This window comes from Spirillospora sp. CA-108201 (assembly GCF_050936235.1).
GTDB lineage: Bacteria > Actinomycetota > Actinomycetes > Streptosporangiales > Streptosporangiaceae > Spirillospora.
In genome coordinates, this window is the sequence record NZ_JBNJNE010000001.1 from 1,177,088 (window position 1) to 1,196,648 (window position 19,561).

Annotated in this window: 21 protein-coding genes; 18 read left to right on the top strand and 3 right to left on the bottom strand. The window is 73.7% G+C overall.

The genetic code is table 11. From position 1 onward, the window contains the following. Positions 1-130: 130 nt before the first annotated feature. The 7 genes from ACQEU6_RS05625 (at position 131) to ACQEU6_RS05655 (ending at position 6,109) form a co-directional block, all read left to right on the top strand. Positions 131-340: a ubiquitin-like protein Pup gene (locus ACQEU6_RS05625; protein WP_021593619.1), complete on the top strand. Its 210-nt coding sequence runs from the start codon at positions 131-133 to the stop codon at positions 338-340. Between the two features lie 283 nt (positions 341-623). Beyond that, positions 624-1,469 carry a proteasome subunit beta gene (gene prcB, locus ACQEU6_RS05630; protein WP_499329523.1) on the top strand — a complete coding sequence of 282 codons (846 nt, stop codon included), beginning with the start codon at positions 624-626 and terminating at the stop codon, positions 1,467-1,469. A gap of 21 nt (positions 1,470-1,490) precedes the next feature. After that, the gene (gene prcA / locus ACQEU6_RS05635; protein WP_499340097.1) at positions 1,491-2,249 is read left to right on the top strand and encodes a proteasome subunit alpha; all 759 of its coding nucleotides are present in this window, start codon (positions 1,491-1,493) and stop codon (positions 2,247-2,249) included. Between the two features lie 194 nt (positions 2,250-2,443). Then, positions 2,444-3,802, top strand: a complete 1,359-nt coding sequence (gene pafA / locus ACQEU6_RS05640; protein ID WP_173393998.1) for a Pup--protein ligase — start codon at positions 2,444-2,446, stop codon at positions 3,800-3,802. A 133-nt stretch (positions 3,803-3,935) separates the two neighbouring features. After that, the gene (locus tag ACQEU6_RS05645) at positions 3,936-4,868 is read left to right on the top strand and encodes an FKBP-type peptidyl-prolyl cis-trans isomerase (RefSeq protein WP_499329524.1); all 933 of its coding nucleotides are present in this window, start codon (positions 3,936-3,938) and stop codon (positions 4,866-4,868) included. Positions 4,869-4,913: 45 nt separating this feature from the next. Then, the gene (locus tag ACQEU6_RS05650; protein WP_499329525.1) at positions 4,914-5,570 is read left to right on the top strand and encodes a helix-turn-helix transcriptional regulator; all 657 of its coding nucleotides are present in this window, start codon (positions 4,914-4,916) and stop codon (positions 5,568-5,570) included. Between the two features lie 32 nt (positions 5,571-5,602). Next, complete coding sequence (locus tag ACQEU6_RS05655) at positions 5,603-6,109, top strand: DUF3291 domain-containing protein (protein ID WP_499329526.1); 507 nt, start codon at positions 5,603-5,605, stop codon at positions 6,107-6,109. Positions 6,110-6,112: 3 nt separating this feature from the next. On the opposite strand, the gene ACQEU6_RS05660 is transcribed toward ACQEU6_RS05655, so the two are convergent. After that, positions 6,113-7,195, bottom strand: coding sequence for a DUF3866 family protein (locus ACQEU6_RS05660; protein ID WP_499329527.1), 1,083 nt, complete (start codon positions 7,193-7,195; stop codon positions 6,113-6,115). A gap of 96 nt (positions 7,196-7,291) precedes the next feature. On the opposite strand from ACQEU6_RS05660, the gene ACQEU6_RS05665 reads away from it, so the two are divergent. Genes ACQEU6_RS05665 through ACQEU6_RS05690 form a run of 6 tightly spaced genes read left to right on the top strand, consistent with a single transcriptional unit; the run spans position 7,292 to position 13,695 of the window. Further along, a complete protein-coding gene (locus ACQEU6_RS05665) occupies positions 7,292-8,323 on the top strand; it encodes a helix-turn-helix transcriptional regulator (protein WP_499329528.1) in 1,032 nt (343 codons plus the stop codon). Next, positions 8,320-9,321: a helix-turn-helix transcriptional regulator gene (locus tag ACQEU6_RS05670; protein ID WP_499329529.1), complete on the top strand. Its 1,002-nt coding sequence runs from the start codon at positions 8,320-8,322 to the stop codon at positions 9,319-9,321. Before ACQEU6_RS05665 ends, ACQEU6_RS05670 begins: the two co-directional genes overlap by 4 nt. Continuing rightward, on the top strand, positions 9,318-9,566 hold the full coding sequence (locus ACQEU6_RS05675; protein WP_499329530.1) for a hypothetical protein: 249 nt from the start codon (positions 9,318-9,320) through the stop codon (positions 9,564-9,566). Before ACQEU6_RS05670 ends, ACQEU6_RS05675 begins: the two co-directional genes overlap by 4 nt. A gap of 26 nt (positions 9,567-9,592) precedes the next feature. Further along, complete coding sequence (tatA, locus tag ACQEU6_RS05680; RefSeq protein WP_499329531.1) at positions 9,593-9,970, top strand: Sec-independent protein translocase subunit TatA; 378 nt, start codon at positions 9,593-9,595, stop codon at positions 9,968-9,970. Positions 9,971-10,024: 54 nt separating this feature from the next. Beyond that, on the top strand, positions 10,025-10,888 hold the full coding sequence (gene tatC / locus ACQEU6_RS05685; protein WP_499329532.1) for a twin-arginine translocase subunit TatC: 864 nt from the start codon (positions 10,025-10,027) through the stop codon (positions 10,886-10,888). A gap of 38 nt (positions 10,889-10,926) precedes the next feature. Further along, a complete protein-coding gene (locus tag ACQEU6_RS05690; RefSeq protein WP_499329533.1) occupies positions 10,927-13,695 on the top strand; it encodes a DEAD/DEAH box helicase in 2,769 nt (922 codons plus the stop codon). Here the strand turns inward: ACQEU6_RS05690 and ACQEU6_RS05695 are convergent. Then, entirely contained in the window at positions 13,692-14,528 is an 837-nt protein-coding gene (locus ACQEU6_RS05695; protein ID WP_499329534.1) for an oxygenase MpaB family protein, read from the bottom strand. The two genes, ACQEU6_RS05690 and ACQEU6_RS05695, sit on opposite strands and share 4 nt — an antisense overlap. Before the next feature lie 205 nt (positions 14,529-14,733). Here ACQEU6_RS05695 and ACQEU6_RS05700 point away from each other — a divergent pair, with 205 nt between their 5' ends. From ACQEU6_RS05700 to ACQEU6_RS05720, 5 genes are all read left to right on the top strand, one after another. Then, entirely contained in the window at positions 14,734-15,093 is a 360-nt protein-coding gene (locus ACQEU6_RS05700) for a hypothetical protein (protein ID WP_499329535.1), read from the top strand. 183 nt (positions 15,094-15,276) lie between these two features. Continuing rightward, positions 15,277-16,260, top strand: a complete 984-nt coding sequence (locus ACQEU6_RS05705) for an ABC transporter ATP-binding protein (RefSeq protein WP_499329536.1) — start codon at positions 15,277-15,279, stop codon at positions 16,258-16,260. Then, positions 16,257-17,090, top strand: a complete 834-nt coding sequence (locus ACQEU6_RS05710; protein ID WP_499329537.1) for an ABC transporter permease — start codon at positions 16,257-16,259, stop codon at positions 17,088-17,090. Before ACQEU6_RS05705 ends, ACQEU6_RS05710 begins: the two co-directional genes overlap by 4 nt. A gap of 327 nt (positions 17,091-17,417) precedes the next feature. Then, the gene (locus ACQEU6_RS05715) at positions 17,418-17,897 is read left to right on the top strand and encodes a MarR family winged helix-turn-helix transcriptional regulator (protein ID WP_499329538.1); all 480 of its coding nucleotides are present in this window, start codon (positions 17,418-17,420) and stop codon (positions 17,895-17,897) included. Between the two features lie 90 nt (positions 17,898-17,987). Further along, positions 17,988-18,695: a DUF4142 domain-containing protein gene (locus ACQEU6_RS05720; RefSeq protein WP_499329539.1), complete on the top strand. Its 708-nt coding sequence runs from the start codon at positions 17,988-17,990 to the stop codon at positions 18,693-18,695. Between the two features lie 15 nt (positions 18,696-18,710). On the opposite strand, the gene ACQEU6_RS05725 is transcribed toward ACQEU6_RS05720, so the two are convergent. Further along, positions 18,711-19,517: an NAD-dependent protein deacetylase gene (locus tag ACQEU6_RS05725; RefSeq protein WP_499340098.1), complete on the bottom strand. Its 807-nt coding sequence runs from the start codon at positions 19,515-19,517 to the stop codon at positions 18,711-18,713. Positions 19,518-19,561: the final 44 nt, after the last annotated feature.

The following is a 19,561-nucleotide window of genomic DNA, read 5'->3' on the forward strand; positions in this document are numbered from 1 at the left end:
GCGGCGGACCGGCGATAACCCGAGCATGCCCCCGGTCCCCGGGCGGAGACGGCGAAACGGACCCGAGAGTTCCGCGCACCGTCGAAGATCGGAGATAGGGTCGGAGGCACCGGCAGAGCGGAGGTACGGAATGGCCACGAAGGACACCGGCGGTCAGAAGCAGACCACCCGGCGCACGGAAGAGGTCGAGGAGACCGAGGCCACGACGACCGAGGACGTGCAGGAGCGCCAGGAGAAGCTCACCGACGACGTGGACTCGATCCTGGACGAAATAGACGAGGTGCTGGAAGAGAACGCCGAGGACTTCGTCCGCGCGTATATCCAAAAGGGCGGACAGTGACCCCCGAATCGGGCGGATCGGCCGCATAGCGAATCGCCGTTTCTCCGGGGCGGAACTCCAACTTGACACGGCAGTGAGGACATGGGTGGGCCGCGGCGGCCCGCCCATGTTCGCGTGTCCGGGCCCGTGCGCGCGGGCCCGGAGGCGCGAGGGGGTTCGCCGTGGGCTGATCGGACCGGTGATCGGGCGGCATGCGCGCGGGCGACCTTGAACAGTAGGGTCGTAGAGTCCGCGCCGGTGAGATTGCCGAAGCCGGCGCCATGGTGGAGGGGAAGGGAGTCGCGTGGCGTCCCACGATTCGCACACCGGACGTCTGCCCGGGTTGTTCGCGAGCCCGGATACGTCGTCTTTCACGGAGTTCCTCGGGGCGTACTCCCCGGAGCTGCTGCCCGGCGGGCGGACGCCGCCGTCCTCGCGGGCGGGCGAGGACATCCCGCACGGGACGACGATCGTCGCGGTCGGGTTCCCCGGCGGGGTGGTGATGGCGGGCGACCGGCGGGCGACGGCGGGCAACGTCATCGCGCAGCGCGACATCGAGAAGGTCTTCCGGGCCGACGAGTTCTCCGCGATCGCGATCGCCGGCACCGCCGGGATCGGGATCGAGATGGTCCGGCTGTTCCAGGTCGAGCTGGAGCACTACGAGAAGCGCGAGGGCCGGACGCTGTCGGTCGAGGGCAAGGCCAACCGCCTGGCGACGATGGTGCGGCAGAACCTCGGGATGGCGATGCAGGGCCTGGCGGTGGTGCCGCTGTTCACGGGCTACGACGAGGAGCGCGACGCGGGGCGGATCTTCTCCTACGACCCGGCCGGCGGCCGCTACGAGGAGCGCGACTTCCACTCGATCGGCTCGGGGTCGGTCTTCGCGCGCGGGGCCCTGAAGAAGCTCTACCGGTCCGACCTGTCGGCGCGGGACGCGGCGCTGGTGTGCGTCCAGTCGCTGTACGACGCGGCCGACGACGACTCGGCGACGGGCGGCCCCGACCTGACGCGCCGGATCTTCCCCGTGGTGGCGTCGGTGACGGCGGACGGGTACCGCCGGCTCGGCGAGGACGAGGTGGGCGCGCTGGCGCAGGCCGTCGTCGACGCACGTTACGACTCGCCGGGCGGCCCGACCGCCCCGCTGCGATAGAAGGGATCCAGACCGGTGTCCATGCCGTTCTACGTGTCGCCCGAACAGCAGATGAAGGACAAGGCGGACTACGCGCGCAAGGGCATCGCGCGCGGCCGCAGTGTCGTGGTGCTGCAGTACGACGACGGCATCCTGTTCGTGGCGGACAACCCGTCGCGGGCGCTGCACAAGATCAGCGAGATCTACGACCGGATCGCGTTCGCGGCGGTGGGGAAGTACAACGAGTTCGAGAACCTGCGGCTCGGGGGCGTCCGCTACGCCGACATCAACGGCTACCAGTACGACCGCCGCGACGTGACGGCGCGGGGGCTGGCGAACGTGTACGCGCAGTCGCTCGGGACGATCTTCACCGAGACCAACAAGCCCTACGAGGTCGAGCTGGTCGTCGCGGAGGTGGGCGACGACGCCGACACCGACCAGATCTACCGGCTGACGTTCGACGGCTCGGTCGCCGACGAGCACGGCTACGTCGCCATGGGCGGGCAGGCCGAGGCGGTGGCGCAGTCGCTGAAGGACGGCTACCGGGAGGGCTCCTCGCTCGAGGGCGCGCTGCGCACGGCGGTCCGGGCGCTGGAGGCCCAGGACTCCGACCGGCACCTGGAGGCCACCTCGCTGGAGGTCGCGGTCCTGGACCGCAACCGCGAGCACCGGCTGTTCAAGCGGCTTTCGGCGGCGCGCATCGGGGACCTGCTGGCGGCGCAGGACTCCGGCCCCGGCATCACCTCCGGCGGCGAGGACGCCGGCGGGACGGCGTCCCCGTCCGGGGCGGACGAGGACTGACGCGCGGGCGGGCGGGCCGCCGGACGGCGCCCCGCCTGCCGGGACGGGCCCGCGGCATGCCGGGACGGCGACCACCGTCCCGGCCTGCCGCGGGCCCGCGGCGCGCCGGGGCCCTGGGGCGCGGCGGCCGCGTTCGCCGGAAACGGTGGGTCGAGAGACTGCCAAGTGACGGCCGCGCCGCATAGGGTCTTGGTGTGGACAGGCGCATCTTCGGGCTTGAGAACGAGTACGGCGTCACCTGCACCTTCCGCGGGCAGCGGCGGTTGTCACCGGACGAGGTGGCGCGCTATCTGTTCCGCAGGGTCGTGTCGTGGGGCCGCAGCAGCAACGTGTTCCTTCGCAACGGGGCCAGGCTCTACCTGGACGTGGGGAGCCATCCGGAGTACGCGACGCCGGAGTGCGACTCCGTCGTCGACCTGGTGACGCATGACAAGGCGGGCGAGCGGATCCTGGAGGGGCTCCTGGTCGACGCCGAGCGGCGGCTCCGCGAGGAGGGCATCGCCGGCGACATCTACCTGTTCAAGAACAACACCGACTCGGCCGGCAACTCCTACGGCTGCCACGAGAACTACCTGGTGGGGCGGCACGGCGAGTTCGGACGGCTCGCCGACGTGCTGATCCCGTACCTGGTGACGCGGCAGATCATCTGCGGCGCCGGCAAGGTCCTGCAGACCCCCCGCGGCGCCGTGTACTGCGTGTCGCAGCGGGCCGAGCACATCTGGGAGGGCGTGTCGTCGGCGACGACGCGGTCCCGTCCGATCATCAACACCCGCGACGAGCCGCACGCGGACGCCGAGCGGTTCCGCCGCCTGCACGTGATCGTCGGCGACTCGAACATGAGCGAGACGACGATGCTGCTCAAGGTCGGGGCGACCGACCTGGTGCTGCGGATGATCGAGGCCGGGGTGGTGATGCGCGACCTCACCCTGGAGAACCCGATCCGGGCGATCCGCGAGGTCAGCCACGACATGACGGGCCGCCGCAAGGTGCGGCTGGCCAACGGCCGCGAGGCCAGCTCGCTGGAGATCCAGAAGGAGTACTACGGCAAGGCGCGCGACTTCGTGGACGCGCGGGGCGGCGACGCCACGGCCAAGCGGGTGCTGGAGCTGTGGGAGCGGACGCTGCGCGCGGTGGAGACCGGCGACCTCGACCTGGTCTCGCGAGAGATCGACTGGGTGGTCAAGTACAAGCTGATCGAGCGGTACCGGCGCAAGTACGACCTGCCGCTGTCGTCGCCGCGCGTGGCCCAGCTCGACCTCACCTACCACGACGTCCACCGCGACCGCGGGCTGTACTACCTGCTGGAGAAGCGGGGCTCGGTCGACCGGGTGTCGCGCGACCTCGACATCTTCGAGGCGAAGTCGGTGCCGCCGCAGACGACGCGGGCGCGGCTGCGGGGCGAGTTCATCCGCAAGGCGCAGGAGAAGCGGCGGGACTTCACGGTGGACTGGGTCCATCTGAAGCTGAACGACCAGGCGCAGCGGACGGTGCTGTGCAAGGACCCGTTCCGCTCCGTGGACGAGCGCGTCGACAAGCTCATCGCCGGCATGTAGACGCGGAGGCCCGGCGGCCCGGACGTGCGTTCCGGGCCGCGCGGGCCGACACGCGCCCGGCAGGTTACCGGCAGGTCACCTGGGCGGTAGGGTGAGCGCGCAGTAGCGCTCGCCACCCCCCGAAGGACCCCGTATGCGCCGTCGTGTTCGGTTCCTCTCCGCGGCCGTCGTGCTCGCCCTGCCGCTCGCGCTGTCCGCCGCCTGCTCGGGGGGCGGCGTGGACGTCGAGGTGACCGGCGCCTTCGGGAAGCTGCCGCAGGTGAAGTTCCCCAAGGGCGCTCCCGGCGACTCCTTCGCGGTGAAGACCGTCAGGAAGGGCGAGGGGACGGCGGCGCGCAAGGGCGACCTCGTCGTGGCCGACTACGTGGGCTACCGGTGGAACAAGGGCGGGCGCAAGCTGCTGGCCAGCAGCTACTCCAAGGGCGAGCCGGGCGCGTTCCCCACCGGCCGGCTGGTGCCCGGCCTGACGAAGGCGTTCGAGGGGGTGCGGCCGGGATCGCGCGTGGTGACCCGGATCCCGCCGAAGGACGGCTTCGGGGACGAGGGGGACCCGAAGCACCAGGTGAGCGGTGACGACACGCTGGTGTACGTCCTGGACGTCCGGGCGGTGTACCCGCGGACGGCGGGCCCGCACGGCGCGCGGCAGGCGCCGCTGGACGAGCCGGGGCTGCCGAAGGCGGCGGACGCGGCGGCGGGCCAGGCGCCGGCGGTGACGATGCCCCGCTCGGCCCCGCCGAAGGCCCTCCAGGTCCGTACCCTCGTCAAGGGCGACGGCCCGGCCGTGCGCAAGGGCCAGCTGCTGGCGCTGCAGTACGGCGGGTACTTCTGGCGCGACGGGAAGGTTTTCAACTCCTCCTGGTCGGAGGGCCACCCGTTCGGGGCGGTGATCGGGACCGGCCAGGTCATGAAGGGCTGGGACCAGGGCCTGGTGGGCCAGCGGGTGGGCAGCCGCGTGCTGCTGGTGGTCCCGCCCGCCCTCGGGTACGGGGCCAAGGGGCTGGCGCAGTTCGGCATCAAGGGGAACGACACGCTGGTGTTCGTCGTGGACCTGCTGGGCGCGCACTGAGCCGGTCCCTCTAAGTCGAGTTCCCGTCGTTCTTAGAATGGCGGGATGGAGGACATCGACGCGATCGCGCTGCTGCAGGATCCGGTACGCCGGCGGTTGTACGAGTTCGTCGCGGCGCAGGGGCGCGAGGTGGGCCGGGGCGAGGCCGCGGAGGCGGCCGGCATCGCGCGGACCCTGGCGGCGTTCCACCTGGACAAGCTGGTGGACGCCGGGCTCCTGGAGGCGGGCAGCAGGCGGCTGACGGGGCGGTCCGGCCCCGGGGCGGGGCGCCCGGCGAAGGTGTACCGGCGCTCGGCGGCGGAGCGGGACGTGTCGCTGCCCGCACGCGACTACCGGACGGCCGCCGGCCTGCTGGCCGAGGCGGCCGAGTCGGCCGGCCTCGACATGGAGCTCCAGGACGCCGCGCGCCGCAGGGGCCGGGCGCTGCGCGGCCGGAGCGGCCCCCTCGACGGCCTGGACGAGCTGGCGGACGTGCTGACCGACCGCGGCTACGAGCCGGTCATGGACGACGAGGGCGCCGTCCTGCGCATGCGCAACTGCCCGTTCCACGCGGTCGCCGAGCAGTTCCCGCCGCTCGTCTGCGGGATGAACCTGGCGCTGCTCGAAGGGCTGGCGGAGGGCTCGCGGGTCCGGGTCCGGATGGATCCCCGGCCCGGCTGGTGCTGTGTCGCGGCCCGTCCTTCTAAAAACAATGAGCATTGACATAGAAGTCGGGAGCGTGGTGGGGTGAGCCCATGAGCACACAGACCCGGTACCACCTCGCGCAGTTCAACCTCGGCACGCTCCGCTTCCCCCTCGGCGACCCGCGCATGGCGGACTTCCTCGCGCTGGTGGAGCCGGTCAACGCCCTCGCCGACGGCACGCCGGGGTTCGTCTGGCGTCTGGTGGAGGAGGGGGAGGACGACGCCACCGGGATGCGCCCCGCCGGCGAGGACGTCATCGTCAACTTCTCGGTGTGGGAGTCGGCGGAGGCGCTGTGGGACTTCGTCTACCGCAGCGCGCACCTGGAGACGATGCGCCGCCGCCGCGAGTGGTTCCAGCGGCACGTGGACGCGCACCTCGTCCTGTGGTGGGTGCCGGCGGGCCATGTCCCGAGCGTCGGCGAGGCCCTGGAGCGCCTCGCGCTGCTCCGCCGAGGAGGCCCCTCGCCGCGGGCGTTCACGTTCGCCTCGTCCTTCACCGCCGAGGAGGCCGCGGGCGCGGGCGCCGAGCCGGCCGGCGCCGAGCCCGCGGCGCTCTGAGGGTCAGCCGAGCAGCGCGGCCGTGTGGCGGCCCGCGGCCGCGGCCGTGAGGAAGTAGGGGAGGTCCTCGTCCAGGCGGCGGCCCATCGTCGACAGCCGGACGCCCCAGTCCTTCTCGGCGGCCCTGAGGGCCTCGTGGAGGCCGTCGACGGGCACGGGGACGAGCCGGTGCCGGTCGCCCAGCGGCGCGGCCCCGGCGGCGACGCGGGCGCCGAAGTGACCGCCGAGCTCGGGGACGGGGATGTCGGCGCGGGCGAGCGCCACGCGCCCGTAGGCGGTCAGGGAATGGTGGGAGACGCCGATGTGGCGCTCGCGCCTGTCGCCCTCGCTGACCCGCAGCGATCCCACGGGCCGCCCGCCCAGCACGGACGCGGCGTTGACGGCCTCACCCGCCGAGACGCCCGAGAAGCCCCACCTGGTGCCCGTCCCGAGGTTGCCGGGGCCCTGCGCGAGGACCACGGCGTCGGCCTCCAGGACGAGCCGCGCGGCCAGCAGGCCGGTGTGGACGGTGACGGCCTCCAGGTCCCCGCCGAACGCCTGCCCCGCGGTGACGGTCGCGGCGAGGGCCCCGGCGTCCTTCAGCCGCGCGATCGACATCGAGAACCACGCCGGCAGCGCCCCGCCGTCCGGCATGACGTAGACGACCCGCGCGTCCGGCCGCCCGGCCAGCAGGGCGGCCAGGATCGGCGGCAGCGCGGAGTGCAGGTCGGCGACGACGACGGGCATCGCGTCGAGCGAGTCGGCGTCGCGCAGCGCCGCGTGGTGGGGCGATTCCTGCTCGTCGGCGCCGAGGACGGTCGCCTGGAGCGGGGTGTAGCGGGCCTTGACCAGGTGGCCGGGCCCCTCCGGGTCGGGCGGGAGCCGGTCGGGCACCGCGACGACCATGGCGTACCCGCCGGTGCCGAGGCCCATCGCCAAGGCCGTAGTGTTGAGCAGGACGGTGTCGCCCGGTTCGGGCCTTCCCACCAGGGCGGGATAGGCCAGGGCCCGGTGCGTCCCTTCGCCCCCGATCGAGACGTCCAGCTCGACCGCCCCCGGCCATTCGCGGCGGATGTCCTCGACTGTGCCTTTGCGCCATCGGATCACACCGGGAAACGGTAGCGTCCTGCACGACGGCACGTGGGGACGATCGGCACGCCGGCCGGGGTTCGGGGCTCACGGAGGGAACGAGGTGGTGGCGGAGTGTCGCGGCGCAAGACCGAGCGGCTGCTGAACCTGGTGGTCTGCCTGCTCGCCACCCGGCGCTATCTGACGGCCGAGCAGATCCGCCGGGCGGTGCCCGGCTACCCCGACTCCGACGAGGCGTTCAAGCGCATGTTCGAGCGGGACAAGGAGGAGCTGCGCGAGCTCGGCGTCCCGCTGGAGGTCGGCAGCGACCAGCAGGGCGGCGGCGGCGAGGAGATCGGCTACCGGATCCCCCCGCAGGCCTACGAGCTGCCCGACATCCACCTGAGCCCGGACGAGGCGGCGGTGCTGGGCCTGGCGGCGCGCGTGTGGCAGCGCGCCAGCATGGCCGAGGCGGCCTCGGGGGCGCTGCTGAAGCTGCGCGCGGCCGGGGTCGAGACCGACGTGGCCACCGCGACGGGCATCGAGCCCCGGGTGAACACCCAGGACCCGTCCTTCCCCGCCCTGTGGGAGGCGGTGCGCGACGGCCGCCCCGTCGCGTTCGACTACCAGGGCATCGGGCGCACGTCGGTGGCGCGCCGGCACCTGGACCCGTGGGGCGTGGTGAGCCGGCGGGGCCGCTGGTACGTGGTGGGGTTCGACCGCGACCGCGACGAGCAGCGGGTCTTCCGGCTGAGCCGCATCGTCGGGGAGGTCGCGCCGGACGGGCCGCCCGGGTCGGTGACGGTCCCGGACGGGGTGGACGTGCGGCGCATCGCCTTCGACTGGAGCGAGCCGCTGGGCGAGCCCCGCCCGGCGACGGTCCGACTGCGGCGCGGCGCGGCGCAGGGCCCGCGGCGTTGGGCCCGCGACGTCCGCCCGGTCGAGGAGCCGGCCTGGGACGGCGAGTGGGACGAGGCGGTCCTGACCTTCGGGGACGTCGACCGGTTCGCGCCCTACCTCGCGCGGTTCGCCGACGACGTGGTGGTCCTCGACCCGCCGGACCTGCGCGAGGCGGTGATCCAGCACCTGAAGTCGGTGCTGGCCGCGGCCGGCGCGCACCCGGCGCACGGGGAGCACGGGGAGCACGGGGAGGGGAACGGCCGATGACGGCGAAGACGGCGGCGAAGGCGGCGACGACGTCCACGGACCGGCTCGCGCGCCTGCTGGCGCTCGTCCCGTACGTGGTGAACCGCGACTCGGTCGCGCTCGGCGAGGCCGCCGCCGCGTTCGGGGTGACCGAGAAGCAGCTGATCGACGATCTGAACCTGCTGTGGTGCGTGGAGCTGCGCGCTCCCGACCCCTACTGCCCGATCGACCTGTCCTACGAGGGCGGGGAGATCACGGTGGCGGAGGCGGAGTCGATCGCCCGGCCGCTGCGGCTCAAGGTGGACGAGGCGAGCGCGCTGCTGGTGGCGCTGCGGATGCTGGCCGGGATCCCGGACCTGCACGACCGCGACGCGCTCAGCCGCGTGATCGCCAAGCTGGAGACCGCGGCGGGCGCGGCGGCGGCGGTGTCCAGCAAGGTCGCCGTGGAGGTGGACGCGCGGGGCGGGTCGGCCGACCCGGCCCGCACCTCGGTCGGCGTGCTGCGCGAGGCGATCGCGTCCGGCCGCCGCGTCCACCTGACCTACTACGTCCCGGCGCGGGACGAGAACACCGAGCGCGACGTCGACCCGATGCGGCTGCTGGTCGTGGAGGGCAACACCTACCTGGAGGGCTGGTGCCGCCGGGCCGAGGGCGTGCGGCTGTTCAAGCTGGACCGGATCGCCGACCTGTCGGTGCTGGACGTGCCCGCCGAGGTGCCGGACGACGCGGAGCCGATCGACGTGGACGCCGGCCTGTTCCGCCCCTCGCCGCAGGACGAGGCGGTCACCCTGGAGCTGTCCCCGCGCGGCCGGTGGGTCGCCGACTACTACCCGTGCGAGAGCGTGGAGGAACTGGGGGAGGGGCGGCTCCGGGTCGTCCTGCGCACCCCGGACGCCCGCTGGGTGCGGGGCCTGGCCCTGCGGCTCGGCGACCAGGGCCGCGTCGTGGCCCCGGAGACGATCGCCGCCGGGGTGCGTGAGGACGCGGCGCGCGCGCTGGCCCGATACGGTCTGGCGTGAGCCGATCCGATAGCGTGGCCGGTGTGGCGTGGGTCTCGGTGTCGGTGTCGCTCGGTCTCGCGGGGCTGGCCGTGCTCGCCTGGTGCGCGTTCAGGGTGTGGATCGGCGTGCGGCGCTTCGGGCGTGAACTGGAACGCACCAGGCGCCGGCTGGAACCGGAACGGTCGGCGCTGCACGATGAACTCTCCCGGCTCGACGACGATCGCTCGCCACAACCGCCCGGGGACGGCGTACGATCGTCCTGAGTGTCACCTGTTGAAGAGGACTGCACATGCCGAACATCGGGACCCCCGAACTGCTCATCCTCCTGCTGGTCGTCGTCCTGATCTTCGGGTCGGCGAAGCTGCCCCAGCTCGCCCGTTCGCTGGGCAAGTCGGCGCGCATCCTGAAGGCCGAGACCAAGGGCCTGCGCGAGGACGATGACGACGCGCCCGCCGACCGGCCCGCCAAGACCATGCCGTCCTCGCAGCCGACCTCGCAGGGCGAGGACGCCCGCGACAGGGCGGCGCGGCTGCGCGAGGAGGCGGCCCGGCTGGAGCGCGAGGCGGCGGCCTCCGAGGCCGGGCAGCGCTCCCGCGGCGCGCTGGGCTCGGGCGAGCCGATCCAGGGCGTGCCGGTGTCGGACCCCGGTCAGGCGCGCAAGGGCTGACCCGGCCAGCGCGGCGACCACCCCGTCCTCCGACCCCCGAGCCGAATGCCGACGATGAAGCTGAACAGGCGCGACGCCGCCCCCGACGGCCGCATGCCCCTCATGGACCACCTCCGTGAGCTGCGGAACAGGCTGATCAAAGCCGTGCTGGCCTTCGTGGTGGGCGCGATCGCCGGCTGGCTGCTGTTCGATCCCGTCTGGGACTTCCTCAAGCAGCCGTACTGCTCCCTGCCCCAGTCGCACGTGGTCGACAAGGACCAGTGCTCCCTGTTCGTCAACGGGATCTTCTCCTCGTTCTTCCTGAAGCTGAAGATCTCCTGCATCATCGGCGGGGTCGTCTCCGCGCCGTTCTGGCTGTACCAGATGTGGGCGTTCGTGGCGCCCGGCCTGTACCAGCGGGAGCGCCGCTGGACGTACGTGTTCCTCGGCGCCGCGGTCCCGCTGTTCTTCGTCGGCACCGCGCTGGCGTACCTGACGGTCGACAAGGGTCTGGCGATCTTCCTGGGGTTCGTCGCCGACGACGTCAAGCCCCTGATCACGGTCGACAGCTATCTCAGCTACGTGCTGACGATGCTGCTGGTGTTCGGGCTGACGTTCGAGCTCCCCCTCTTCGTGGTCGTGCTGAACATGGCGGGCGTGCTGAGCTCGTCGCGGATCCGCCGGTCCCAGCGGCTGATCCTGTTCGGCATCTTCGTCTTCGCGGCGGTGGCCACGCCGAGCGCCGACCCGTTCACGATGCTCGCGCTCGCGCTGCCGACCGTCCTGCTGTTCGAGATCGCCGCCCTGCTGGCCTTCCTCAACGACCGCCGGCGGGCCCGCCGTCCCGACCCGTACGCGGGCCTGGCCGACGACGAGGTCTCGCCCCTCGACCTCGAGTCGATCGACGCGGAGCTGGAGAAGGGCGACCGGGCCCGCTGATTGGGTATCGGGCCGGTCGAAACCGTAGGCTCGATGGTATGACCACCCCCGACACCACGTCGGCCGGACAGAGCCCGGCCCAGCGCTACGCCGCCTACCGCAGGCGCACCGGCGGCCACGGGCCGGCCCTGCTGGACTTCCGGACGCTGTACGACTTCGAGCTCGACGCGTTCCAGCTGGACGCGTGCCAGGCACTGGAGGACGGGAGCGGCGTGCTGGTCGCCGCCCCCACCGGGTCAGGGAAGACGGTGGTGGGGGAGTTCGCGGTCCACCTCGCCCTGACCGGCGGCACCAAGTGCTTCTACACCACGCCGATCAAGGCGCTGTCGAACCAGAAGTACGCCGACCTCGTCCGGCGGTACGGCCCGGAGAAGGTGGGCCTGCTCACCGGCGACAACAGCGTCAACGGGGAGGCCCCGATCGTCGTGATGACGACCGAGGTCCTGCGGAACATGCTGTACGCGGGCTCCCAGACCCTCGCCGGGCTGGCGTTCGTCGTGATGGACGAGGTGCACTACCTCGCCGACCGGTTCCGCGGCGCCGTCTGGGAAGAAGTGATCATCCACGTTCCGGACTCGGTGCGGATCGTGGCGCTGTCGGCGACCGTCAGCAACGCCGAGGAGTTCGGCGAGTGGCTGCACGAGGTCCGGGGCGACACCGCCGTGATCGTGGACGAGCACCGCCCCGTCCCGCTGTTCCAGCACATGCTGGTGGGGACGCGGCTGTACGACCTGTTCGTCGACACCGGCAGGGGCGGGGACCGGCAGGCCCGCCTGAACCCGCAGCTGACCCGGATGGCGGTGGAGGAGGTCCGGCGCGCCAAGGTCAACCAGGGCCGCCGCACCGGCCGCCGCCGGGCGCCGCGCCCGCAGCGGTTCCGGCCGCCCGCGCGGCCCGACGTGATCGAGCGGCTGGACCGCGCCGGCCTGCTCCCGGCGATCACGTTCATCTTCAGCCGCGCCGGCTGCGACGCGGCCGTCCTGCAGTGCCTGCACGCCGGGATCCGGCTGACCTCCAGGGAGGAGGCCGAGGAGATCCGCGCCCACGCCGAGCTGCGCACCGCCGACATCGCGCCGGAGGACCTGCGGATCCTCGGCTACGGCGACTTCCGGGAGGCCCTGGAGCGCGGCGTCGCCGCCCACCACGCCGGGATGCTGCCCACGTTCAAGGAGATCGTCGAGGAGCTGTTCACCCGCGGGCTGATCAAGGCCGTGTTCGCCACCGAGACGCTCGCGCTCGGCATCAACATGCCCGCCCGGACCGTGGTGATCGAGAAGCTGGACAAGTGGAACGGCGAGGCCCACGTCGACCTCACCCCGGGCGAGTACACCCAGCTCACCGGGCGCGCCGGGCGGCGCGGCATCGACGTCGAGGGCCACGCCGTCGTGGTGTGGGGCCCGAACGTCGAGCCCGCGTCCGTGGCCGGGCTGGCCGGCACCCGCACCTACCCGCTGAACTCCAGCTTCCGGCCGTCCTACAACATGGCCGTCAACCTCGTCGGCGCCGTCGGCGTCGAACGCGCCCGCACGCTCCTGGAGGAGTCGTTCGCGCAGTTCCAGGCCGACCGCGCCGTCGTCGGCCTGGCCCGGCAGGTGCACAAGAACGAGGAGGCCCTCCAGGGCTACGCCAAGGCCGCCGAATGCCATCTCGGCGACTTCATGGAGTACGCCGCGATGCGGCGGCGGCTGTCGGACCGCGAGTCCGAGCTGTCGCGCGAGCGCTCCGGAGCCCGCCGCGCGGAGGCCGCCCGGTCCCTGGAGCGGCTGCGTCCGGGCGACGTCATCCTCGTCCCGTCCGGGCGGCGCTCGGGGCTGGCCGTCGTCCTGGACCCGGGCGTCGGCCGCCGCTCCGACGGGCCCGCGCCGCTCGTGCTGACCGTGAACCGGTCCGTGCAGCGGCTGTCGATCCAGGACTTCCCGCGCGCCGTCGAGCCCGTCGAGCGGATCCGCGTCCCGAAGTCCTTCAGCCCCCGCAACCCGCAGGACCGCCGCGACCTGGCGTCCACGCTGCGCAACAAGGTCCCCGACGACGTGCGCGAGCGCAAGCGCACGCGCGGCGACTCGCCCGCCGCCGACGACGCCGAGATCGCCCGGCTGCGCGCCGACCTGCGCGCGCACCCGGTGCACGGCTGCGACAAGCGCGAGGACCACGCCCGCTGGGCCGAGCGCTACCACCGCCTGGACCGCGAGACCGAGCAGCTCCGCCGCCGCGTCGAGGGCCGCTCCCAGGTCATCGCCCGCACGTTCGACCGCGTCTGCGCCGTCCTGCAGCAGCTCGGCTACCTCGAAGGCGACTCCGTCACCGCGGAGGGCCGTCGCCTGGGCCGCATCTACAACGAGCTGGACCTGCTCACCGCAGAGAGCCTGCGCGAGGGCCTGTGGGAGAAGCTCGGCCCGGCCGAGCTGGCCGCGTGCGTGTCCGCCCTCGTCTACGAGTCGCGGCAGCCCGACGACGCCACGCCGCCCCGCACGCCGCCCGGCCCCGCGCAGGACGCGCTGGCCGCCATGGTGCGGCTCTGGGGGGTGCTGGAGGGGGTCGAGCGCGACAACCGCGTCTCGTTCCTGCGCGAGCCCGACCTCGGCTTCGCCTGGACCGCCTACCGGTGGGCCAAGGGCGACGACCTCGACGAGGTGCTGATGGAGAGCGACCTCACCGCGGGCGACTTCGTGCGGTCCGTCAAGCAGCTCCTCGACCTTCTCGGGCAGGTCACCGACGCCGCGCCCGCCAACAGCCACATCCGCAAGACCGCCCGCCGCGCGATGGACGCCATGCGCCGCGGGGTGGTCGCCTACTCGTCCGTCGCCTAGGCGGCCCTGCGCCGTGCCCGCCGGGCCGAGAGCGTCCGGTCCACGCGGTAGGCGGCCAGCCGGACGAGCAGGGGCTCCGGCGGGCGCCTCAGCCAGGCGGGGGCCAGGCGGTAGGTGAGGCCGGCCGTCCGCAGGAGCGCTCCGGCGGTCCGGCGGCGGGCCGGGGTCCACGGGAGGCCGAACTGGCCCCGCAGCTCGTCCGGCAGGAGCGCGGCCGTGAGCAGGCGGAAGACGGCGAGCCCGGGGGCCAGGGCGCGCAGGCGGCGGGGCCGCAGGACGGCGTCGGCGACCTCGCGGGCGGTGCCCGTGACCTCCAGGGCGGCGAGCGTGTCGGCCATGTAGGCGCGGAACGCGGCGAGGTCGGGCGGCTGCGCCTCCAGGGGGCAGCCGAGGACCTCGGCGACGACCCGCGCCTGCCGGTAGTAGGCCTCGGCCAGGCCGGGGTCGGCGCCTCGCATGACGTGCTCGTGGACGTGCAGGGCCGAGTCGATGAGAGTCGCGTTGACCCACAGCTGGAGGCCCGGGTCGTCGCCGGAGTAGTCCTCGCCGCGCACGGTCGTGTGGATGCCGCGCACCTTCGCCGCGATGCGCGCCACCTGCTCCGGCGTGCCGAACGTGACGACCAGCAGGAAGTCCAGGGTGCCGAACAGCCGGGCCAGGGGGCGCTCGGCGAAGTCGCTGTGCTCGGCGACGCCGCGCGCCACGGCCGGGTGCGCGAGCTGCATGAGCAGGGCCCGTCCGGCGGCGAGGCCGACGAGCGGCTCGGCGGCCAGGGTCCGCAGGACGTCGCGTTCGGCGAGGCGGTCGGGCGTGATCTGGGACGGGGCGGTCACGGCGCCTCCCGGCGGTCGGATCGAGCCCGGCCATCCTCGCGCACCTATTGGCAGACGGTCAATAACGGGCCCGGGTTCCGGACCGGCGGACCGGCGGCAGGCGGCGCGGCGGGCATCGGTTACCAAACCTGAAAGACATGTCGTATATGACGGTCATCGGTGTCACAATCAGGCGTTTCATTGGAACACGAGAAAGGCCCCGATCGTGGCCATCCGCGACAAGATGGGCGCCAACGCGGCCCACGTCCTGCAGCCGGGAGAGAACATCCAGGCGGTGTTCGGCGCTCAGACCACGAGCCAGTACTTCGCCCTGCTCTCGTACTGGATCATCATCTTCAGCAACGCCTACCGGGTCGTCGTGGTGACGGACCGGCGCATTCTCGTGTGCCGGTCCGGGCGGCTGCGCATGACGCCGGTCAACGAGGTCCTGCGGGAGCTGCCCCGGGCCACCCGGATCGGCCCGCCGAGCGGGCTGTGGTGGCGCTGCGAGACGCTCGGTGAGCGCCTCTACGTGCACAAGCGGTTCCACAAGGACGTCAACGCCGCCGACGGCGTCGCCGCCTGACGGTCCCCCCCCCCGGCGAGGCGCTCTCCCCGGCTCGGGGAGGGCGCCTCGCCGTCTGCGCGCCCGGTGCGGCGCGTCCGGCCGGTGGGCGCCGGATCGGCTTCGAGGAGGATCCGTCCGGCGCGCCGGAGCGCTAGTGTGATTCCGGTCACGGATCAATCACCGAGAGACGCCGGGAGAGGCATGATCGAGGCGGAGAACCTCACCAAGCGCTACGGCGACAGGACGGCCGTGGACGACCTGTCGTTCACGGTGGTCCCCGGGCGGGTCACCGGGTTCCTCGGCCCGAACGGCGCCGGGAAGTCGACCACGATGCGGCTGCTGCTCGGCCTGGACCGGCCGGACCGCGGGGACGCCCGGATCCACGGCCGCCACTACCGCGACCTGAACGCGCCGATGCGCGTCGTCGGGGCGCTGCTGGAGGCGCGGGCCGTGCACACCGGCCGCAGCGCCTACAACCACCTGCTGTGCCTCGCCCAGACGCAGGGCATCGGCCGCAGGCGCGTCGACGAGGTGGTCGAGCTCGTCGGGCTCACCGGCGTCGCCCGCAAGCGCGCCGGCGGCTTCTCACTGGGCATGGGGCAGCGGCTCGGCATCGCCGCCGCGCTGCTCGGCGACCCGGCCGTGCTCGTGCTGGACGAGCCCGTCAACGGCCTCGACCCCGAGGGCATCGTCTGGATCCGCACGCTCATGCAGCGGCTCGCCTCCGAGGGGCGCACGGTGTTCGTGTCCAGCCACCTGATGAACGAGATGGCCGTCACCGCCGAGCACCTCATCGTCATCGGCCGCGGCCGGCTGATCGCGGACTGCTCCACCGAGGAGTTCATCGAGCGCAGCACGGAGAAGGCGGTCATCGTCCGCAGCCCGGACGCGACCCGCCTCGCCGACCTCGTCACCGCCGAGGGGGGCAAGGCCTTCCCGGACGGGGAGGGGCTGCTCAACGTGACCCACATGGAGGCGCCCCGCGTCGGGGAGCTCGCGGCGGCCGAGGGCATCGTCCTGCACGAGCTCACCCCGACACGCGGCTCGCTGGAGTCGGCGTTCATGGAGCTGACCCGCGACAGCGTGGAGTACGGCGGGGCCGGGGCGCCCGTCCCCGGGGCGCCCGTCCCGGGGGCGGTCCCCGCCCCGAGCGCAGTCCCCGTCCAGGAGGGGGAGACCCGATGACCACGGCCACCGCCACGCCCGCCGCGGACCCCGCGGCCCACCCGCGGCCCGGCTTCGGACGGCTGCTGCTCTCGGAGTGGACGAAGATCCGCACCGTGCGGTCCACGCTGTGGACGCTGATCCTGCTCGTCGTCGTCGACCTCGGCTTCACCGCGCTGCTGGTCGGCCTCACCGCCGCGCAGTGGGACAAGACCGATCCCGCCGACCGCGCCTCGGTCGTCGCCGACCCGACCGGCTTCATCCTCGGCAGCGGGTTCTTCCTCGGCCAGCTGACCATCTGCGTGCTCGGCGTGCTGGTGATCGCCTCGGAGTACTCCACCGGCATGATCCGCGCGAGCCTGCTCGCGGTGCCGCGGCGGCTGCCCGTGCTGTGGGCCAAGGCCCTGGTGTTCTTCGCGGTGGTGCTCGTCCTCGGCCTCGCGGTGTCGTTCGTCTCGTTCTTCGTCGGCTCGGCGCTCATCGGGGACAAGGCGCAGGTGTCGCTGGGCGACGAGGGCGTGCTGCGCGCCGTCATCGGCGGCGGCCTGTACCTGGCGATGCTCGGGCTGTTCGCCCTCGCGATCGGCGGCATCGTGCGCCACACCGCCGGGGGCATCACCGGGGTCATCGGGTTCGTGCTGGTGCTGGCGCCGCTCGCCACGCTGCTGCCCGGCAGCATCGGCGACCACATCCACGCCTACCTGCCGTCGGAGGCCGGCCAGCTGATCGCCAAGTCGCACCAGGGCGCCGACGACCTGCTGACCCCCTGGCAGGGGTACGGGGTCTTCGCGCTCTGGACGGGCGTGCTGCTCGCCATCGCCGCCGTCCTGCTCAAGCGCCGCGACGCCTAGCGTCCGGGCCGTCCGGGCCGTCCGGGCCGTCCGGGCCGTCCGGGCCGTCCGGGCCGTCCGGGCCGTCCGGGCCGTCCGGGCCGCCCGGGCCGTCCGGGCCGCCCACGAGCGGCCCAGACGGCCCGGACGCGCGGCGGGGCGAGAAGCGGCCCTCCGTCCGGCTCTGAGTAACGGCGTGCCCCCGGGTAATGGGAGGACATGCTGGACGTCCCCGGAGCGAAGGACTCCCGCCCGGAGGCCCTCCGCTCCTCCTGCCGGACGAGGGGGCCGGTGACCGGTCCCTGGCCGCGTTGGCGGGTGCGGGACCGGGCCCTGTAGAAAGTCGTCATGAACGAGCTGCACGACGACGGCGTCGACGCGGTGACCTCGGCGCTGCTGACCGCGTCCCGGCTGCTGGTGGCGGTGTCGGTGCGCTCCCTGGCCGCGGTGGAGGACGCCGTCACCCTGCCGCAGTTCCGGCTTCTGGTCGTGCTGTCCTCGCAGGGGCAGGCCAAGCTCGTGACGCTCGCCGGGCTCCTGGAGGTCAACCCCTCGACCGCGATGCGGATGGTGGACCGGCTGGCCGCCGCCGGGCTGGTGGACCGGCAGGCGAGCCCGGACAGCGGCCGCGAGGTCCGCATCCAGCTCACCCCGGCCGGGCGCGGCATCGTCGACGACGTGACCGCCCGCCGCCGCGCCGACATCGCCGCGGTGGTGGCCCGGATGCCGGCCGGGCAGCGGCGCGCCCTCGTCGACTCCCTGCGCGCCTTCACCGAGGCCGGAGGCGAACCGCCGGTCACCTCCCTGGCCCAGCTCGGCTGGACCTGAGGACCGGTCCGCACCCCGTCGAACCTCCCGGCCCGGACGCGCGTACAGCGCATCGACGCCCCTTCCCCCTCGACCGAAAGGCGGCGGCGGATGCGAGAACCCCGACCGGTCGCCGCGGCGGCGTGCGGCCTCGCCGCCGCGCTGCTGCTCGGCGCCTGCACGCCGATCGGCCGCCAGGCCTCCGACGGCGGCGCCGTGGCGCCGCAGGCGAACGCCCGGAACGCGGCCCAGTCCACCGTCGACACCCCCTGGGGGCCGCTCGGCCCCGCCGACCGCGACCTCGTCGTCAAGGTCCGGCAGGCGGGGCTGTGGGAGATCCCCGTCGGCCGGGAGGCCGAGCGCCGCGCCGCGCGGGCCGCGACCCGCCGCCACCTCGGCGAGATCGCCCGCCAGCACGCCCGGCTCGACGAGCTGGACCGCGCCGTCGCCGCGAAGCTGAACGTCCCGCTGCCGGACCAGCCCACCCCGGACCAGCAGAGCTGGATGTCGGAGATCACCGGCAAGTCGGGGAACGACTACGACCGGACGGCCGTCGCCCGGCTGCGGATGGCGCACGGGCAGATCTACCCGGCGATCGCCGCCGTCCGCGGCAGCACCCGCAACACCCTCGTACGGAGCTTCTCCGAGCGGTGCGAGACGTTCGTCCGCACCCACATGAGGCTGCTGGAGGGCACCGGCTTCGTCACCGGCGACATGCTGCCCGACCCGCCCCAGGCCACCGGCGCGCCCGCGCCTGGGAACCCCGGGCACCCGCACGGCCCGGCGCCGGCCGCGACGTCGCTGCTGGGCGGGCGTTAGGCGGGGCGGCCCCGGTCAGGCGGGCAGGCCGGCGACCAGCGCGTCCAGCATCGCGCCGAGCGGGGCGTCCAGCGTGATCAGGGCGTGCGGGTCGCCCCGGGTCGCGCCCCGGTTCACGATCCCCACCGGGACGCCGTGCCGCGCCGCGTGCCGGACGAACCGGTAGCCCGACAGCACGGTCAGCGACGACCCCAGCACCAGCAGCGCCCCCGCCCGCTCCGTGAGCGCGTAGCAGTCCCCGACGCGGGCCGGCGGCACGTTCTCCCCGAAGAAGATCACGTCGGGCTTGAGCACGCCGCCGCACCGCTCGCAGTCCACGATCCGGAACGCCTCGACGGCCTCGTCGCCCAGGACGGCGTCGCCGTCGGGGTTGATCGTGTCGGCGCGGGCCGTCCAGCCGGGGTTGGCCCCGCGCAGCCGCTCCTCCAGCCGCTCGCGCGCGGACCGCTCGCCGCAGGACAGGCAGACGACGCGGTCCAGCGCGCCGTGCAGCTCGATCACGTCGCGCGACCCCGCGGCCTGCTGGAGCCCGTCGACGTTCTGGGTGATGATCCCCGCCAGCAGGCCGCGCCGCTGCAGCTCGGCGACCGCCCGGTGCCCGGCGTTGGGGCGGGCCCGGGCGATGTGCCGCCAGCCGAGGTGGCTGCGCGCCCAGTAGCGGCGCCGCGCCGCCTCGCTCCCGGTGAACGCCTGGTAGGTCATCGGCGCCGCGCGCCGCCGGCGTCCCGTCTCCCCGCGGTAGTCGGGGATGCCCGACTCGGTCGACAGCCCCGCGCCGCTCAGCACCACCACGTCACCGTCCGAGACGAGGTCGGCCAGCATCGGCAGGCCGGTCCGCGTCCCGTTCCCCGCAACCTCCGTCACCC

What these genes read in the sequence shown, in the direction of transcription:
- ACQEU6_RS05670 (WP_499329529.1), top strand. Translation starts at nt 8,320, where the DNA reads ATGACGGCGAAGACGGCGGCGAAGGCGGCGACGACGTCCACGGACCGG.
- tatC (WP_499329532.1), top strand. Translation starts at nt 10,025, where the DNA reads ATGAAGCTGAACAGGCGCGACGCCGCCCCCGACGGCCGCATGCCCCTC.
- prcA (WP_499340097.1), top strand. Translation starts at nt 1,491, where the DNA reads ATGCCGTTCTACGTGTCGCCCGAACAGCAGATGAAGGACAAGGCGGAC.
- ACQEU6_RS05690 (WP_499329533.1), top strand. Translation starts at nt 10,927, where the DNA reads ATGACCACCCCCGACACCACGTCGGCCGGACAGAGCCCGGCCCAGCGC.
- ACQEU6_RS05645 (WP_499329524.1), top strand. Translation starts at nt 3,936, where the DNA reads ATGCGCCGTCGTGTTCGGTTCCTCTCCGCGGCCGTCGTGCTCGCCCTG.
- ACQEU6_RS05655 (WP_499329526.1), top strand. Translation starts at nt 5,603, where the DNA reads ATGAGCACACAGACCCGGTACCACCTCGCGCAGTTCAACCTCGGCACG.
- ACQEU6_RS05725 (WP_499340098.1), bottom strand. Translation starts at nt 19,517, where the DNA reads ATGCTGGCCGACCTCGTCTCGGACGGTGACGTGGTGGTGCTGAGCGGC.
- ACQEU6_RS05650 (WP_499329525.1), top strand. Translation starts at nt 4,914, where the DNA reads ATGGAGGACATCGACGCGATCGCGCTGCTGCAGGATCCGGTACGCCGG.
- ACQEU6_RS05715 (WP_499329538.1), top strand. Translation starts at nt 17,418, where the DNA reads ATGAACGAGCTGCACGACGACGGCGTCGACGCGGTGACCTCGGCGCTG.
- ACQEU6_RS05710 (WP_499329537.1), top strand. Translation starts at nt 16,257, where the DNA reads ATGACCACGGCCACCGCCACGCCCGCCGCGGACCCCGCGGCCCACCCG.
- tatA (WP_499329531.1), top strand. Translation starts at nt 9,593, where the DNA reads ATGCCGAACATCGGGACCCCCGAACTGCTCATCCTCCTGCTGGTCGTC.
- ACQEU6_RS05625 (WP_021593619.1), top strand. Translation starts at nt 131, where the DNA reads ATGGCCACGAAGGACACCGGCGGTCAGAAGCAGACCACCCGGCGCACG.
- ACQEU6_RS05705 (WP_499329536.1), top strand. Translation starts at nt 15,277, where the DNA reads ATGATCGAGGCGGAGAACCTCACCAAGCGCTACGGCGACAGGACGGCC.
- ACQEU6_RS05720 (WP_499329539.1), top strand. Translation starts at nt 17,988, where the DNA reads ATGCGAGAACCCCGACCGGTCGCCGCGGCGGCGTGCGGCCTCGCCGCC.